Raw genomic sequence first — 17,306 nt, forward strand, 5'->3', positions numbered from 1 at the left:
ATACAGCGCTTAAACGTTTAAATAGTACAATTAAAAATCACAGCGCAAACAGGATCAAAATACTATTGTGGTAAAGGCTGACCAAGTGGTACAACAGTACTAATATTTAAGTTCAAAAACCCCAGTTTGCCAGCGATATCCATGACTCTTACCACCGATTGATGGGTAGCGTTGGCATCTGCTGCAATAACGAATAGCATATCACGATTACTGCCCGCTTCTTGCTGTAACATACTGGTCAACTCAGCCTCATTACTACTGGCAAGCGTAATGCCATTGACTAAATAACTACCATCTTCTTGCACGGCGACTTCGATGCTGTTTTTCTGCTCGGTCAGTGCCACGCCTTCCGCTTCAGGCAGAATGATATTCAAGCGACTAAAATGATTAAACGACGTTGCCAGCAGCAAGAATACAATTAAAAATAATAGACAATCGATCATTGGCGTTAAATTGATTTCAAGCGGCTCGACGGTTGGTTTTCTAAAGCGCATATCACCCTCTTTAAATGCTTAATACTCAGTTTTTCGATGAATGACTATCCATATCTTGATGCGTAGTACCAATGAAATTATTCATACTACGACGTCATTGCAATACCATTATCTGAGCTTAAAACACTGGTTGAATGTTCATTACCTACAGTCTCATCCGATGATGCACGATGTGCTGAGGTCTTTGAACTAGGGTTGTAAGTATTTTCAAACAGTTGATAATCATACAGCTCTTGAATCATTAGTCCTGCTTGGGTCTCAAACTGGGCATTGATATCAATGATACGGCGCTGAAAATAGCGATAGGCAACCAGTGCTGGGATAGCCACAATCATACCAGCAGCAGTCGTAATCAAGGCTTGTGACACGCCAGCAGCAAGCATCGTTGGATCCTGCATCGCGCCATCAGTAATCGCTAAGAACGACGAGATAATCCCCAGTACCGTCCCTAATAGTCCGAGCAACGGTGCAATCGCACCTATAGTACCGAGCATATTGATGTTTTTTTCTAATTGATGCACTTGCACACTTGCACGGTTTTGCATATGCATCGTCATCGACTCTAATCCATACTGACGATAAAGCAGCCCTGTCGCTAAAATATCACCAAGAGCGGTTTTTTCTTTGACATTCATCAACTGGGTACGCCCGATATCGCCATTTTCACGTAAACGGGTAATCAGCTGTTCGCGTAATCTACTCGGGGCAACTTTATTAAATTGCAAGGTATGGCTACGCTCAATAATGATAACCAACGCCAATATTGAACACACCACAATTGGTGTCATCAGCCATCCACCCGCCTTTACCAACTCCCACATACTGACTCTCTTTTATATTTTTAAAAAATATGTTTTATAAAGATGGTTTGAACCGTTGTTATAACCTGACGGAAACTATCAAACCTGCGCTTCTATATGTTTAATCAAAGCGGCTAGCTGATCTTGGCTGTGAAAGAATATCTCGACACTGCCCTGTCCGTCTTTTTTATGCTTAAGCTTAACTTCAGCACCAAGCATGTCGGTCAGTCTTTGCGTTAGACGTTCAGCGTCACGAGACTGTGCTTTTTCCGTACGGTTGGTTTTGGGGGCGGGCTGCAAAATTGACTTAACCAGCTTTTCAGCTTCTCGCACCGTCATGCCGCCATCAATGATTTTTTGCGCAATGATAGGTTGCTGCTCAGAGGACAATGCCAAAAGCGTGCGGGCATGACCCATATCTAGGGCGCTGTTTGCTAAATGGTCTTTTACTGTGTCATGTAATTGGTTCAAACGTAGTAGGTTCGATACGGTCGTACGCGCCTTGCCAACAACTTCAGCAATCATCGCATGACTCATACCAAACTCTGTATGAAAACGCTGTAATGCGGCGGCTTGGTCAATCACTGACAGGTCTTCACGCTGGATATTTTCAATCAATGCCAGTGCAATAGCCAGCTCATCTGACAATGCACGCTCAATCGCCGGTATCACGGCTTTACCTGCCATTTTTGCGGCACGCCAGCGGCGCTCACCAGCGATGATTTCGTGGGTAACGAATGCTTCGCTTTTGTCTTCGTTAGCCAGTAATGGACGAATAACGATGGGCTGCATCACACCATGCTGTTCAATAGAGGACGCCAATTCCATCAGCGCAGTTTCACTCATGTCACGGCGTGGCTGGTATTTACCCGCTTGTAGACGCATGACATCAATTTGTACCAAGCTAATTTGGTCTTCTGTTCCATTATTGTCTGTGCCAGCAGTACGGGACTTATTGGCAGCTGTTTTACTAGCCATCCGCGGTGACCGCGTTGTACGATTACGGTTAATCGTGCCAGATCCTGTGGCGTTTGCCATCGGTTTTGCATTGGCTTTTGTGCCTACAGTTTTGGCGGGCACACTGGTGTTGAGCATATCAGTATTTGATGTTTCAGCTGGCAAAGTGTTGTCACGCGCAGCCATATCGTCTTGCAAGGCAGAGGCGGTAATTTGCTTTTCTTTTTTGATTGACCCTAACAAGGCATCCAAGCCTCGATTAGCAGCCAACCCTCTTTTCTTCGCCATGATTACCTATCCTCTAACGCTAAAATAAAAGCCAAATAATTGTGAATGCGGCTTACTCATTACTATAGCCTACCCACTATAAAATCACTACGTCGTCAACCTCGCTGACCATACTAATGTATCGCTAGCACTCGGTTTCCTGGTATTGATATTATTTTAAATTGACTATAATAAATACGATGTTTAATACTATTTTTCTGTTTGTTCATTTTCCATTATGGTCAGTTTTTGCGCTTAGACAAAAAAAACTAGCGGCTTTTTTATCACTGTTTCATCACTTCAGCAGCCAGTTTTTGATAAGCGCGCGCCCCTTTTGACCAGCGCTCGTAGGCGATAACTGGCAGGCCGTGCGCTGGCGCTTCTGCCAAACGGATATTTCTTGGAATGTGCGTCTTGTACATGATATCGCCAAAGTGCGCTTCTAATTCAGCAGAGACATCGCGAGCCAGTGTGTTACGTGAATCGAATAAGGTTCTGACGACGCCGCGAATATAAAGCTTCGGATTGAGCTCAGTCAAACGCTCAATCGTTTGCGACAAGTCCGCTAGGCCCTCTAGTGCGTAATACTCACACTGCATAGGAATAATCACCCCGTCAGTAGCGACCAAGGCATTAATCGTTAGCAAGTTCAAACTAGGGGCACAGTCTATAATGACATAGTCGTATGGGGGTTTATTCGTAGCGACTTGATCATTGACCAACGCTGCCATCGCCGTCTTAAAGAGCTCATGACTGTTGGTTTTACTCATCAAGGTGATATCCATACCAGCCAAATCACGATTGGCACCGATCACATCAAACCCTGCTGGACTGGCAACAATGGTATCAGACAACGAGACGCCATCTAGCAACACATCAGCGATGGTCAGCTCTAATGCGTTTTTGTCCACACCAGTCCCACTGGTCGCATTGCCTTGTGGGTCTAAGTCAATCAGCAGTACGTGCTTGCGCTTAGCAGCCAAGCTGGCGGTCAAATTTACCGCCGTCGTGGTTTTACCCACGCCGCCTTTTTGATTCGCAATTGCTATGATTTCCATACACTCACTCAATTTAATTAGGGTCTTTACTTACTGTATTTTACCGACTGTCTGTACTATGTATCTGTGACCGCCAGATTTTACTGGTTGCCTGTTATTAATAGTCATTTTAGCAATCGCAATGCTTGGCGTTCAGCTTCTTATCACTATAATACAAATGATACTTACAATATAAATAACTCGCTTTGCATCCAGATTTTTTAGATATTATGCTATTTAGATACCAAGGTAAACGATGTTTCACGACTACAAGGTGCTCATAGCTTAGACATTTTTAGCAGACATTTCAATTAAATGCCGACTGTCATCCAGACGTGGCACTTTAAGCTTAATCGTCTCAATATGCCAGTCGTTATCTAGCGCTTGTAGCTCTTCATCACTTGGCGCTTTACCCTTCATCGCACACAGATAGCCGTTATCCGCCAGTCTTGGCTGCGCGACTTCAACAAAATCGATCAAACTGGCAAATGCTCTAGAAGTAACCACGTCATAGCTGGCCTCATGCGCTTCAATACGAGAGGCAATAGGCTGCATATTGCTCAAGCCAAGCTCGCTACTGATTTGCTTAATAAAGCGAATCTTTTTTTGATTGCTATCAAGCGCCGTACACTGCCGCTCAGGCTGACAAATCGCAATAATAACGGCGGGCAAGCCAGCCCCTGTGCCGATATCCAGCAGCGAGCCTGACGGTAAATGCGTTATAATAGACAAACAATCAATCACATGCTTAATCAACGCTTCTTCTGGATCGGTGATGGCGGTCAGATTATACGCTTTATTCCACAATAAAAGCTGGTCTAAGTACAATAATAACGTGCGCTGCTGCGTCTCACTTAAGGGTAGACTTAGCTCGTTTATCGCTTGTGCCAATATATTGGCCAACGCTGGCAATTGCGCACCAAGCTTAACAAAGCCCGTAGGATCAATAGAAATATTTCCCGTACGAGCAGACGATGACGTGGTTTTAGCGGAAGCTGACATACAACGAGTTATCCAGTTTTAACATGTGAACCGACTATTTTATCATGCAGCCTGCCTATTGAATAGTTGCAGATTGCGCCAATGTGAGACATCTTATACTATCTGCGCTGCTATTGAGGCGTTATTCTGCTTTGATGTCATTAAACTAACCATCCATCTGCTGCTCTTTTATTCATTATTTTCAGTGACGCATCCAATTATGATACAAAACTGCGTTTAATGACTTATTTAAAACACCGCTATATCTTGTAAGATGTCTTTAATTAATAATAAAAAATTAAGCATGAAGACAAAATTAAGCATAAAGACATTGTGTAAAAAAATAACCACTCTACCCTCTAAAAACAATCCACTTTTTTAAGACGACACACCATACGCCTATGACCGAACAAAAACATGCCCCCACGTCTAAAATATCAAATTACGCTAATAAAAAAGACACGATTAATATGGTAACACCTATTGCTGAATTGACTGACGCGCCGAAAGACGGCAAGCAAGCAACACCGGATACGCCGCACCCACTCTTTACTGAGGTTAAGCAGCGCTGCCTTGTCAGCGCTGAGCAACTAAAGCGGTATAGCGAACCAAATAAGCTGCCGACGGACACACGCACGGCACCAGACTTGGACGTTGGCTTTGGTCAGCAGCGCGCGCTAAAAGCCTTGCAGACGGCTTTAGATATCAAAGCCAGTGGCTATCATGTGTTTGCGGCTGGTGAAAATGGTTTGGGCAAGCGTACCATCATTAGTCGTTTGCTGACGCGTATCGCCGCCGATGCACCCACACCGGATGACTGGGTCTATGTGCATAATTTTACCGATCCACGCACCCCACTAGCCTTGCACCTACCTGCTAGTCAAGCCTCACTGTTGCAACAGCAAGTCAATCACTTATGGCAGCAAGCAAAAAAACGACTGAGCCAACGCTTTCGTAGCGACCAATATCAGAGCAAAATCGAGGCCATCAAAAACGACACGCATCAAAAAGAAAGTCAGGCCTATGAGGTGCTCAATGCGGAAGGTAAGCAATACGACTTGGCGTTGACGTTTCGCTCCTTTGATAACAAAGCGGTGTTTGTCCATCCAAGCAAATTGGCAACAGAAACCGATCAAACCGCGACTCAAAGTAATAATACTGATAATAAAGATGATAAAACGTCTATTAACAGTCAAAACCCATCAGTAATAGGAGAAAGTAAGAAAGCCACCACTTCTAGCAACGATGCTGCTGACGATAACGAATATGGCAATAGTGAATACGAAGCTGAGCTAAGTAACTTTGTGCAAAAGAACCATATGCAAAAACGCCTAAGTCAGCTGACCATCGCCCTAGAACAGTTAGAGGACGAAGCCAATGACGCCATAGAAGCATTACATCGCAATATTGCACGTCGTGCCCTACAGCCTTTGTTTACCCCTATTTATGAGCAGTTTGCCAGTCATCCGCTAATCGTTGATTATCTTAAAGCCGTATTTACCGACATGGTTACGCATGTCGAGCGCATCGTCAATGGCGATGATGAAGAGTTTGTGACGGCAGTTCTGGCGACGACTCCAAGCCGCTATGCGGTCAATGTCATTGTCAGTCACACCCCAGACAGCGGCGCCCCTGTTGTCTTTGAAGATTTGCCGACGCATTTAAACTTATTGGGTCATGTTGAGCAAATCACCCAATTAGGCACGGTGACCACCGATGTCAGTATGATTCGAGCCGGTGCGTTACATCGTGCCAATGGTGGTTATCTACTGTTAGAAGCCAGTCATTTACTTGAGCATCCTTATGCATGGCAGGGTCTTAAGCGCGCACTACAATCGCGCAAAATCAAACTCTCGAGCCTTGAGCAAATGCTGACCTTAACGGGCAGTTTATCACTAGCGCCTGCGCCCATTGACCTTGATATTAAGGTGATTTTGCTTGGCGAAGCAGACCTGTATTATGAGCTATTAGAGCTTGAGCCTGAGTTTGATGCGGTGTTTAAAGTACGCGCTGATTTCCATGATGATGTGGTTCGCAGCAGTGAGCATGAATTGGCACTCGTCGCAAAAATGGCTGACATCATTGATTATGCCAACCTCTACCCGTTTGATCGTAGTGCACAAGCCGCCCTACTAGAGCATTTAAGCTTACAAGCTGAAGACCAAGATCGACTAAGTTTGCACAGCGATTTATTGATTAAGCTGTTGCACGAGTCTAACCGTCATGCGCGTTTAGGCGGACAGGAAGTGGTCAGTGCAAAGCATGTGGTCCAAGCCATCGAAGATATGGACGAGCGCTCAGGATACCTGCGTGACCTCTATTGGGATGAGCTCAAAAACGGTCAGCAGCTTATCCAAACCACAGGCAGTGCGGTTGGACAAGTAAACGCCCTCACCGTGGTCAGCTATGCCGATAGTGAGTTTGGCATGCCAGCCCGCCTGACTGCCGTCATTCAACCTAATATCGGTACGGGTGAGATTCTCGATATCGAGCGCGACGTAGACTTGGGTGGTAGCTTGCACGCTAAGGGCATGCTGATTATGACCAGCTATTTGCGTGCATTATTTAGCCAACATCATGCGCTCAACTTCAGTGCTTCGCTCGCTTTTGAGCAAAGTTATGCCCATATCGATGGCGATAGTGCCACCGTCAGCGAAGGCTGTGCGCTATTGTCTGCCTTAGCAAACGTACCGATTGATCAGTCATTCGCCATTACCGGCTCTATGAACCAACTGGGCGAAGTGCAAGCAGTCGGTGGTATCAACTCCAAAATCGCAGGATTCTTTGATGCATGCCGCGAGCAAGAGCTAACGGGTCAGCAAGGCGTAGTCATTCCAATGGCTAATGTCAAACAGCTCATGCTACGCGACGATATCATTGCCGCTGTCAAAGCAGGCGAATTTCATATTTATGGGGTTCATACCCTAAGTGAAGCATTGACGTTAATGACTGGTCTACCTATCGATACCATGAACAAAAAAGGTCGGTATCGTAAAGAAACATTGTTTGGCAAAGTCTTAAGCCGTTTGATGCTATGGGATGAGAACCAAGATAACAATGACGATGATATTGATGATAAGAAGTCCAAAAAGAAAGATAAAAAAAAGCAGAAAGCAAAACGTCAGAAAAAACAAGATAAGAGAAAAAAAGAGAAACGTAAAGACAAGAAAGAAGAGAACGAAATCGCGATAAATGACGATCAAGGTGTTAATCAAAGCATCAATCAAGGCATCGATTAAGAGGTCAATAATAATGATACTAAAATGTCCATCAATACCGTACAAGCGGATTGATAGAAAAATTTAGCCGTTTAAAACCATTCAATGACTCAATAGGCTAAATGATGAGACGCCCTAGACGCTACGATGCTTTCCTGCGATGATAAACGGCTATTGACTCGATAAAACTATCTAAAAACTGATTCGTGACTTCATAAAGGTTATCGCTTAATGACTGTACATTCTACTGACGCCGGCCTTCTCCAAGATCAAACAGATTCTATTGAGACTGCCAATACCGTATCGGCTACGGACAATAATGTTTCAGGAAATAGCAGTGATAATCGCCACGGGGCAGCGACAACTGCACGCCAATGGCAAGTGCTATCACAGCTACAGCGCAATCGTTGGGTGGGCACAACCCACATCTACGAGCAGCTGATGATGGCGGGCTTTGACATCAGCCTACGCACTGTTCAGCGCGACTTAAATGCGCTCGCCAAACGCTTTCCCATTGAAAAAAACAATGCCAATCCGCAAGGCTGGCGTTGGTGCGATGATGCCCCATTACAAAGCTTACCGCATATGAATTTGTCGCAAGCGGTTGCCTTTAATATGGTTGAAGCCAACCTAACCCAGCTATTACCGCCTGTTATTTTAGATGAGTTATTTCCGTGGTTTGACCTAGCACGGCGGCAGCTAAAAAACAGCAAAGTCACTCATTCATGGATAGACAGAGTGCGCATCGAGCCTGCCACTCAGCCGTTAATCGCGCCGCATATCGACTTGGATAGCAAAGACAACATCTACCATGCGCTCTTTTATCAATTACAAATCAAAGCCTGCTATACCCGTAGCAATAAATCGCAAGCCGGTGAATACATCCTAAACCCCATCGCTATCATTCAACGCGGCGTCATCATTTACCTACTGGCAACTCGCACGGATGATCCAGAGACTGTCATTCGCACCTTTGCCTTGCATCGGTTTGCCAGCGTCGAGATTCTTGAGAGTTCGGCGAAAACGCCCGACGAATTCCAACTAGACACCTATCTAGATGCTGGTGGCATGGGCTTTAGCCATCCATTATTTCGTGAGCTAGCCGATCATGGCAAAAATACGCCTATTGAGCTACAATTCACCAAACAAGCAGGCAAGAGCCTAACCGAAAGCAAGCTTAGCGATGATCAAACGGTCACGTTAAATGACGATGACACACTGACCATTCAAGCAACAGTGAATTTGACCTCGCAGCTGGTCTGGTGGTTGCGCGGTTTTGGCAGTGGTCTCTTAAATGCCAAGCCTGAACTGCTTTATCAAGCCGTCTTGGATAAAACTGTCTTGGATAAAACACTGGATAATCAATCGTGATGATTGAGTACCATGCTTAACTCAAACGATATACAATTAAAATAAAGTCACTTAAAACATCAAAAGTAACAAGGAATACTATGTCGACCACTTCCCCGTCACCATTACTATCGGACAGCTTAAAAGGATTAGGGTTGGATGCGGGAACGTTATTTTTTGCGCTCAATTACGAGTTTACCAAGACTGAACCAAAAGGTATGCTAAAGCGTTTTAAAAAAAATGAAGGCGCGATTGATATTGATTTAGCTTGTGTACTATACGACGAGCATTGCACTATTAGCGACATTGTCTGGTTCAAGAAGCTGCGTGATAAAGCTGAATCAGTAAAACATCAAGGTGACAGTCTCAATGGAAAAGATCGCGGCGATCAAGCCATGTATTTGGCACCCCTTGACCAAGAACAAATCAGACTCTATTTGGATAAGATTCCAGCACATATCACCCATATTGCTATGATTGCCAACTCTTACCATGGTCATCCGTTTTCGAGAGTCAAAAAAGGCGAAATTCATCTGAGCGATGACGAGGGCAATCATTGTTTTGAAGTCAATCTAAAACAATTGCCCCGTGATTGCACCACACTTTGGGTGGCACATTTGCGCCGAGAAGTAGATGATTGGCATCTCACGCTGCAAAATTTACCGCTTCCAGCCGAAGATTTGGCCATTGCAGCGCAGCAAGTCGCCCATGAATTGGCACGCGCACTCCCTATTCCGCAAGGGATTTAATGTCAGTGACTTAGCAATCTATCCCTACAAAAAAAAGGGTGCGACGTATTAATAACGTCGCACTCTTTTTTTAAACTTTAATTTTTGCAAATTCCAAATAACTACTACAAATATTACTTACAACGCCTCACCGCAATGCGGACAAAAGTTCTTTTGGCGTAACTCCACCTCTCTTTCGCGACGTTCCAGCTCTTGCTCTCGCAGTACCTGTAATACGATGTTTTGTGCCTGTTCCTTATCTAGCCCAAGCTCACGGCGTATTTTTTCCACCATCATCTGATTCTGTACCAAATCAAAATCACTATCGACCAGCTGTTCACGAAAGTGCTGCTCTAGTTCTTCACGGCGTTGGTTTAGCTCATTTGCCAAACCCGTGGCGAGAATACCTGCAGGCAAGGCTGCTAGACCCACACCCAGTATCGTAATAATTGCACCCAATATTTTACCAGCGTTGGTAATGGGTATCACATCACCATAACCCACTGTCGTCAGTGTCACCACAGCCCACCACATCGCTTTGGGTATAGATTCAAACTCTTCTGGCTGTGCATGGTTCTCCACCAGATAAATACCACTAGAAGCGGTCACAATCATGATAATTAGAATGAAGATAACGGCTTGAAATGAGCCTTTCTCTTTACTGATTACCACCAATAAAATACGCATCGACGCAAAATAGCGCGTCAATTTAAGAATACGGAAAAGCCGCAAAATACGTAAGAAGCGTAAATCAATCGTGACAAAGAAGTTCAAGAAGGCCGGCACAATGGCGACCAAATCAATCAATGCAGAAGGGCTTTTTAACCACTGCCAACGCTGACGCCAAGTCGTATTATCCGGCTTCGCTTCGGCAACGCTCCATAAGCGTAGCAAGTATTCGATAGAGAACACCACAATAGAGAAGTTTTCAAACCATGTAAAATAGTTTTGGTAAGGGTAATACCACCGATCGACAGACTCCGCAATCACGGCTGCTACGTTAGTCATGATTAGAAATATCAGAAAATAATCGACATAGCGGCTAAAGAGCGTGTCATGCTCATCATTTTGCAAAATATTATAAACGAAAATACGCAAGCGCCGTATATGTTGGAATTGCATGCGGTCCCTATACGGTGTAACACCGATCTTATGATAATGAAGTAAAAATATTAAAGCCTGACTATCGCGCTCAACAACAGTACAAAGAGCACTCTATGTCAGTAACCAATCTTCTACTTATCCTGATTTTCAAGCATTTATTACCGTATGTTGGATAGAAGTTTTTGAAAAGAGATTTTTATTAACAGCCCTCTAAGCCAGTAATGGTGAAAACAGCCTACTTATTAACACGAGAGGTTTCACTATAAATCATAATTATGCAAAATTTAGATAATAAAGGTAGACACAAGCCAGCAACACAAGTCCTGTTATAAGAAAGGTGTACTGTAAAAATCGCTCGTCGGCACGTAATTGCCGACTGAGATTTTGAGCAGGTAGTAGAAACAAACCACATTCTGGGCAATAAGTATCCACTTGATTTAACAGGATCATCGAACGTGCTTTCTGACAACGCAATGGCGAATTACTACAGTAACCCAGCATAATATACCTTTACCTTGTTATTTATTATTCGTTATTCATTTGGCGCGGTTTATGTCCTGAACATAAACCTGACTACTAACTTACAACAATGAGAACTGTTTAACAAATATGTTTTTACGGACATTAAGTTTCTGTTCTACATTGTCATTCCCTTAAAAATAGTAAGGTTTTTCAATTAAAACCTTACTAACAAAATGGTTTTAGTGTTAAAATAGCGTAACAATGTTACAGATCAATCAATAAAGATAACATTGTATATCAGCATTTAATGTCATCCCTCATTAAGTGCTTATCGATAATCTATTTTTGCACCAAGGAACCAAACGATGAAACTACAATCCCTAGTTTTAGTGGCTGCCGCATTTACCATGACGACTGCTTTTGCCGTACCTGCAGGTACATGGTCTGTGGCTGCTGGCGCTCATATGGTCAACCCTAAAAGTGATAACGGCACACTTGCAGATGGTACACTTTCCGTAGAAGTTGATGATGATATCCGTCCGACTATCAGCGGTGAGTACTTTTTTGCTGACAACGTCGGTGTCGAACTGCTAGCGGCGATTCCGTTCCATCACGACATCACTCTAACCGATGCTGATGGCAATAAAATTGATGCAAAAACTCAGCATCTCCCACCTACGCTATCTCTACAATATCACTTCGATGGCTATGACCTGCCAATGAACGTCAAGCCATTTGTTGGTGTGGGGATCAATTATACAACTTTCTTTAAAGAAAGAATTTATCTTGGAAATGGTAATGACTTAGAGCTTGATGATAGCGTCGGCGTAGCCGGTCATGTCGGTCTTGACATACCTTTTGCCCCGACTGAGGCTTTCCGTATTGATGCGCGCTATATGGATATCAAGACAGACGCTAGCCTAAATGGTAATGACATCGGTGAAGTCGATATCAGCCCTTGGGTATACGGCGTAGCATTCGTTAAACAGTTCTAAGATAGCAAAAATAGTATGTATACAAAAAGCCAGCGATTATGCTGGCTTTTTTGTGCCTATTTATTACGATCATTACTGTCTACCCTAACTACTGAGCATTTATTTATAAAAGCAGATAACGACTTATAAAAACAAATCATGACACATAAAAAAAGACCACCCATAGGCAGTCTCTTTCTTAATTGCTGATCAATTCTAGATCAGGATACGGCGCGGATCAGCCAGTAACGTGGCGATATAGCGGGTAAACACTGCGGCATCTGCCCCATTGATCACACGGTGATCATAAGACAGTGACAACGGCAACATCAAACGCGGCTCAAAGCTTTGGGTTTTAGCATCCCAACGTGGCTGCATGCTTGCCTCAGACACACCCAAGATACCCACTTGTGGCCAGTTGACCAATGGCGTAAAGGCAGTGCCTCCTAAATTACCTTGGCTTGATATGGTAAAGCTTGCACCTTGCAAATCTTTGGTCGTGAGTTTTTTATCACGTGCTTTGACTGCTAGCTCGCCAATCTCAATGGCGATTTGCTTAAGACCTTTATCTTGCACATTTTTGATGACAGGGACAATAAGTCCATCATCAGTCGCCACTGCGATACCCATATTAACGCTCTTACGCAAGATAACTTGAGTATTCTCATCGCTTAAATGACTATTAAAGCGTGGATGCTGGGTCAAGGCGTAGGCCGTTGCTTTAACCACAAAGGCCAAAATAGTGAAACCAATACCTTCCGCTTTCATGCTACCTTTTAGCTCACCGCGTAGCTTTTCTGTCTCAGTAATATCAGACAGATCAAACTGTGTGACTTGTGGCAGTAAGGTATTATAGTTAAGCTGCGGTATCGAGACTTTTTGCAGACGGCTAAGGTCTTGTGTGTCTGTCTCACCCCAAATCTCAGTATTGCTCATATCTGGCAGTTTTGGCAGTCCTGAACTGATAGTACCACTACTTGCAGGTGCTGCTTTCTGTGTGGTCAAGCTTTCTTTGACGTGAGCAAACAAGTCTTCTTTTAAGATACGTTCATTGACTGCAGAACCCGTCACTTGGCTAATATCGACACCCAGCTGCCGTGCCAGCTTACGCACTGCGGGACCAGCATAAACATCGACCAACTTCTCATTCACCTGAGTTTCGGTCAACTTGCTATCTGTTTTGCTAGCGGCTGTATCAGTCTGGGCAGGTTTGGCAGCTTGCTTCGGCTCACCAGTGGTTTTCTGCTCAGCAGCGCTATCGTCTTTATGAGCACTATTTTTGCTAACGCTGTCTTTACTTACATTGTCGTCTGACTTGGCTGGTGCTGAGTCTTGTGACTCAGAAGTATCTGAATCGCTGACAATAACGATGAAGTCTTGACCATTAGCGACCATATCACCTGTCTGGACTAAGATTTTTTCAATCTTGCCGGCTTCTGGCGCTGGTACTTCGACAGATGCTTTGTCAGATTCAATCAATAGAATTGATTGCTCAGCACTGACGATATCACCAACGCTCACCATAATCTCAGAAACTTGCGCCTCATCGACACCTAGATCAGGTAATGCATGAGTCGTGGCTTTGCCAGCGTTAGACGCAGGCTTTGCACTAGACTCCGTTGCCGCAGGTTTGGCTTCAGCGGCAGATTCTGTCTCTGGTGCAACATTAGTATCTTTTTCGTCATCAGCTTTTTGATCGGCATCAGATGCGCTATCGCTACTCTCTTCTGCGCTGTCCGCTTCACTTTCAAGCTCAATCAGTACCATACCTTCACTGACTTGATCACCAACCGCAACGCTGATTTTGGTCACTTTACCAGCAGCAGAGCTAGGCACTTCGACCGAGGCTTTGTCAGATTCTAATAAAATGATGTTGTCGTCTTTTTCGATGACGTCGCCAACTTCTACCATAATTTCGCTAACTTCGGCGCTATCAACACCCAAATCGGGGGCTTTAATGTCCATGATTTATCTCCTTGTCTTATGGTTATTATTCTTTGACATCGCCGTCATTGAGTAAAGTCGAATCTGCTTGATCTTCAGAACGACCCTCATTACTGATTTCGTCATCGTCTTCAGCAACGAATTCAGGCACAGGATTTGGATTGACGTTACCTGGTGCTGGCGCATCTGGAGAATGATCCGAATAAGACTGCTGTTGCCATGCAGGTGGCTGATCGACATCGATACCTAAGCTTGAAATCGCATCTTTTACCAGACGCATCTCAACTTCACCTTCATCTGCCAAACGCTTAAGCGTGGCAACGACGATGTGAGCAGCATCAACATTGAAGAAGCTGCGTAGGTTTTCACGAGTGTCAGAACGGCCATAGCCATCAGTGCCCAGCGTCGTATAAGGACGATTGTCTGGTAACCAAGCACGAATCTGCTCTGAATAGTTACGCATATAGTCAGTTGCAGCAACTACGATACCTTCGTGCGGTGCCAATTGCTCAGTGACCCAAGGCACTTTTTCTTCATCCATTGGATGCAAGCGATTGTAATCATCACACTCCATACCATCACGCGTCAACTCGTTAAAGCTGGTGACACTCCAGACGTTAGAGGTAATATTAAACTCATCTTTTAGAATCTGTGCCGCTTTTTGTACTTCACGTAAAATCACGCCTGAACCCAATAGTTGTACTTGTGCTGAGCCATTGTCTTCAAGCAAGTACATGCCGCGCTTGATACCTTCCTCACTACCTTCTGGCATGGCAGGTTGCTCGTAGTTTTCATTCATTAGCGTTAGGTAGTAATAAACGCGCTCGCCTTCACCATACATACGGCGCAGGCCATCATGCATTACAACTGCTAGCTCATAACCAAAGCAAGGATCATAGCTGACGCAGTTTGGTACTACGTTGAACAATATCTGCGAATGTCCATCTTGATGCTGCAAACCTTCGCCATTAAGCGTGGTACGACCAGCGGTAGCACCCAACAAGAAGCCCTGCGCTTGACAATCACCTGCTGCCCAAGCCAAATCACCCACACGTTGGAAACCAAACATTGAGTAGTAGATATACATCGGAATCATTGGTAACGCGTTCACAGAGTAACTGGTCGCGAGTGCAATCCACGTACTCATTGCGCCTGCTTCGTTGATACCCTCTTCTAACATGTGACCATCGATAGCTTCTTTATAGCCCATCAATGCTTCGCTATCTTCTGGCGTATATTTTTGACCAACTGCAGAGTAAATACCCAGTTGACGGAACATACCTTCTAAACCAAAAGTACGCGCTTCATCTGGTACGATTGGTACCACACGATCTTGGATGTCTTTGTTTTTTAGCATAGCTGACAACAGGCGTACGAATACCATCGTCGTCGACTGCTCTTTACCATTGCTGCCTTTTAGCACTCGGTCAAAAATAGACAATTCAGGAATATTCAATGGAATATGTCCACTGCGGCGGTTTGGTAAATGACCACCCAATGCCTCACGACGACCTTTGAGATATTTCATCTCTGCCGACCCTTCTTCAGGACGGTAAAACGGTAGAGTCTCTAGCTGCTCATCGGTAAATGGCAAGTCAAAACGATCACGGAAATAGACCAGTGCGTCTTGATCAAGCTTTTTCACCTGATGCGATTTATTGACTGCTTGGGTTTGGGCAGATAAGCCGTAACCTTTGACGGTTTTGACCAAAATAACCGTTGGCTGACCTTTGGTTTTCATGGCTTCACTAAAGGCTGCATACACCTTCACTGGATCATGACCACCACGGTTTAAGCGTGCGATATCATCATCCGTCAAGGCATCTGCCATCTCTTCTAGCTCTGGGTATTTACCAAAGAATTCTTTACGAGTAAACTCAGCTGTACGGGCCTCGTATAACTGGTATTCACCATCGACCACTTCTTCCATACGATGCTTTAGCACACCCGTTTTGTCATTGGCCAGTAGACTGTCCCAGTTACCACCCCAAATAACTTTAATCACGCGCCAACCTGCGCCGCGGAATACAGACTCAAGCTCTTGAATGATTTTACCGTTACCACGGACTGGACCATCCAGACGCTGCAAGTTACAGTTGACTACCCATATTAGGTTATCCAGTTTCTCACGACCCGCGAGAGAAATTGCACCCAAACTCTCTGGCTCATCAGTTTCGCCATCGCCCAAGAACGTCCAAATCTTACGACCTTCTTTTTCGAGCAAGCCACGGTTTTCCATATAACGATGCACGTGAGCATGATAGATCGACATGATCGGACCTAAGCCCATCGATACGGTTGGGAACTGCCAGTAGTCCGGCATTAGATAAGGATGCGGATAGCTTGATAAGCCTTTACCACCGACTTCACGGCGGAAATTATCGAGCTGATCTTCCGTCAAACGACCTTCTAGAAATGAGCGAGCATAAATACCTGGAGCAGAGTGACCTTGGTAGTAGATCATATCACCACCAAAGTGATCACTTGCCGCACGGAAAAAGTGGTTAAAGCCAGTTTCATATAGTGTGGCACTAGAAGCGAATGTCGCTAAGTGACCACCTAAGTCATCATCGTTCTTATTGGCGCGCATGACCATTGCTAAAGCGTTATAGCGAATCAAGGCACGAATTTTACGCTCCATACCCAAATCACCTGGGTACATTGGCTCATCTTCGACCGCAATACTATTAACATAGGCAGTATCTAGTCTATTAAATGGCAATCCCTCTTGTACCGCCATGTTGTATAAGGCTTTTAGCAAAAATTGCGCGCGATCCTTGTCCGCATGTTTGATGACAGACTCAAAGGCGTCCAGCCATTCTTGGGTTTCGGTGCTATCAGCATCCTTATAATAACTCATCTTTACTCATCCTTTTTTATCAGTCAGCCCTGTACTATGACAGGGTATTGTTAAATCAACGTGTTATTTAATATAGTAATGTGCTAACGCTTTGCTGAATGACTTCCTTGTTACAGGTAGCAGGCGACAG

Annotated in this window: 12 protein-coding genes; 4 read left to right on the forward strand and 8 right to left on the reverse strand. The window is 44.5% G+C overall.

Going from position 1 to position 17,306, the window contains the following annotated elements; translation table 11 throughout:
- Window positions 1-62: 62 nt before the first annotated feature.
- The 5 genes from AAEY72_RS02260 to rsmG form a co-directional block, all read right to left on the reverse strand.
- Window positions 63-494 (reverse strand): ExbD/TolR family protein, encoded by a 432-nt coding sequence (locus AAEY72_RS02260; RefSeq protein WP_010198193.1) that lies wholly within the window; start codon window positions 492-494, stop codon window positions 63-65.
- A gap of 86 nt (window positions 495-580) precedes the next feature.
- A complete protein-coding gene (locus AAEY72_RS02265) occupies window positions 581-1,315 on the reverse strand; it encodes a MotA/TolQ/ExbB proton channel family protein (RefSeq protein ID WP_010198190.1) in 735 nt (244 codons plus the stop codon).
- Between the two features lie 78 nt (window positions 1,316-1,393).
- Window positions 1,394-2,539: a ParB/RepB/Spo0J family partition protein gene (locus AAEY72_RS02270; protein ID WP_352309294.1), complete on the reverse strand. Its 1,146-nt coding sequence runs from the start codon at window positions 2,537-2,539 to the stop codon at window positions 1,394-1,396.
- Window positions 2,540-2,802: 263 nt separating this feature from the next.
- Window positions 2,803-3,576 (reverse strand): ParA family protein, encoded by a 774-nt coding sequence (locus AAEY72_RS02275; RefSeq protein ID WP_189581528.1) that lies wholly within the window; start codon window positions 3,574-3,576, stop codon window positions 2,803-2,805.
- A gap of 264 nt (window positions 3,577-3,840) precedes the next feature.
- Window positions 3,841-4,557 carry a 16S rRNA (guanine(527)-N(7))-methyltransferase RsmG gene (gene rsmG, locus AAEY72_RS02280; RefSeq protein WP_352309295.1) on the reverse strand — a complete coding sequence of 239 codons (717 nt, stop codon included), beginning with the start codon at window positions 4,555-4,557 and terminating at the stop codon, window positions 3,841-3,843.
- A gap of 449 nt (window positions 4,558-5,006) precedes the next feature.
- On the opposite strand from rsmG, the gene AAEY72_RS02285 reads away from it, so the two are divergent.
- The 3 genes from AAEY72_RS02285 (at window position 5,007) to AAEY72_RS02295 (ending at window position 9,853) form a co-directional block, all read left to right on the forward strand.
- The gene (locus AAEY72_RS02285; RefSeq protein WP_502945340.1) at window positions 5,007-7,775 is read left to right on the forward strand and encodes an AAA family ATPase; all 2,769 of its coding nucleotides are present in this window, start codon (window positions 5,007-5,009) and stop codon (window positions 7,773-7,775) included.
- Window positions 7,776-7,985: 210 nt separating this feature from the next.
- Window positions 7,986-9,125 (forward strand): helix-turn-helix transcriptional regulator, encoded by a 1,140-nt coding sequence (locus AAEY72_RS02290; protein ID WP_352309297.1) that lies wholly within the window; start codon window positions 7,986-7,988, stop codon window positions 9,123-9,125.
- Window positions 9,126-9,205: 80 nt separating this feature from the next.
- Window positions 9,206-9,853, forward strand: coding sequence for a TerD family protein (locus AAEY72_RS02295; RefSeq protein ID WP_010198180.1), 648 nt, complete (start codon window positions 9,206-9,208; stop codon window positions 9,851-9,853).
- 117 nt (window positions 9,854-9,970) lie between these two features.
- Here AAEY72_RS02295 and AAEY72_RS02300 read toward each other — a convergent pair whose 3' ends face one another.
- Entirely contained in the window at window positions 9,971-10,954 is a 984-nt protein-coding gene (locus AAEY72_RS02300; RefSeq protein ID WP_194618711.1) for an ion transporter, read from the reverse strand.
- 809 nt (window positions 10,955-11,763) lie between these two features.
- Here AAEY72_RS02300 and AAEY72_RS02305 point away from each other — a divergent pair.
- A complete protein-coding gene (locus AAEY72_RS02305; protein ID WP_010198177.1) occupies window positions 11,764-12,393 on the forward strand; it encodes an OmpW/AlkL family protein in 630 nt (209 codons plus the stop codon).
- Between the two features lie 195 nt (window positions 12,394-12,588).
- Here AAEY72_RS02305 and AAEY72_RS02310 read toward each other — a convergent pair whose 3' ends face one another.
- Window positions 12,589-14,337 (reverse strand): 2-oxo acid dehydrogenase subunit E2, encoded by a 1,749-nt coding sequence (locus AAEY72_RS02310; protein ID WP_352309298.1) that lies wholly within the window; start codon window positions 14,335-14,337, stop codon window positions 12,589-12,591.
- Between the two features lie 25 nt (window positions 14,338-14,362).
- On the reverse strand, window positions 14,363-17,176 hold the full coding sequence (gene aceE, locus AAEY72_RS02315; RefSeq protein ID WP_010198169.1) for a pyruvate dehydrogenase (acetyl-transferring), homodimeric type: 2,814 nt from the start codon (window positions 17,174-17,176) through the stop codon (window positions 14,363-14,365).
- Window positions 17,177-17,306: the final 130 nt, after the last annotated feature.

This window comes from Psychrobacter sp. W2-37-MNA-CIBAN-0211, from assembly GCF_040309405.1.
Classification (GTDB): Bacteria; Pseudomonadota; Gammaproteobacteria; order Pseudomonadales; family Moraxellaceae; genus Psychrobacter; species Psychrobacter glaciei.

Bases quoted from the DNA above. Each gene is read 5' to 3' on its own strand.
- AAEY72_RS02285 (WP_502945340.1), top strand. From the start codon at position 5,007: ATGGTAACACCTATTGCTGAATTGACTGACGCGCCGAAAGACGGCAAG.
- AAEY72_RS02265 (WP_010198190.1), bottom strand. From the start codon at position 1,315: ATGTGGGAGTTGGTAAAGGCGGGTGGATGGCTGATGACACCAATTGTG.
- rsmG (WP_352309295.1), bottom strand. From the start codon at position 4,557: ATGTCAGCTTCCGCTAAAACCACGTCATCGTCTGCTCGTACGGGAAAT.
- AAEY72_RS02310 (WP_352309298.1), bottom strand. From the start codon at position 14,337: ATGGACATTAAAGCCCCCGATTTGGGTGTTGATAGCGCCGAAGTTAGC.
- AAEY72_RS02290 (WP_352309297.1), top strand. From the start codon at position 7,986: ATGACTGTACATTCTACTGACGCCGGCCTTCTCCAAGATCAAACAGAT.
- AAEY72_RS02260 (WP_010198193.1), bottom strand. From the start codon at position 494: ATGCGCTTTAGAAAACCAACCGTCGAGCCGCTTGAAATCAATTTAACG.
- AAEY72_RS02300 (WP_194618711.1), bottom strand. From the start codon at position 10,954: ATGCAATTCCAACATATACGGCGCTTGCGTATTTTCGTTTATAATATT.
- aceE (WP_010198169.1), bottom strand. From the start codon at position 17,176: ATGAGTTATTATAAGGATGCTGATAGCACCGAAACCCAAGAATGGCTG.
- AAEY72_RS02270 (WP_352309294.1), bottom strand. From the start codon at position 2,539: ATGGCGAAGAAAAGAGGGTTGGCTGCTAATCGAGGCTTGGATGCCTTG.
- AAEY72_RS02305 (WP_010198177.1), top strand. From the start codon at position 11,764: ATGAAACTACAATCCCTAGTTTTAGTGGCTGCCGCATTTACCATGACG.
- AAEY72_RS02295 (WP_010198180.1), top strand. From the start codon at position 9,206: ATGTCGACCACTTCCCCGTCACCATTACTATCGGACAGCTTAAAAGGA.
- AAEY72_RS02275 (WP_189581528.1), bottom strand. From the start codon at position 3,576: ATGGAAATCATAGCAATTGCGAATCAAAAAGGCGGCGTGGGTAAAACC.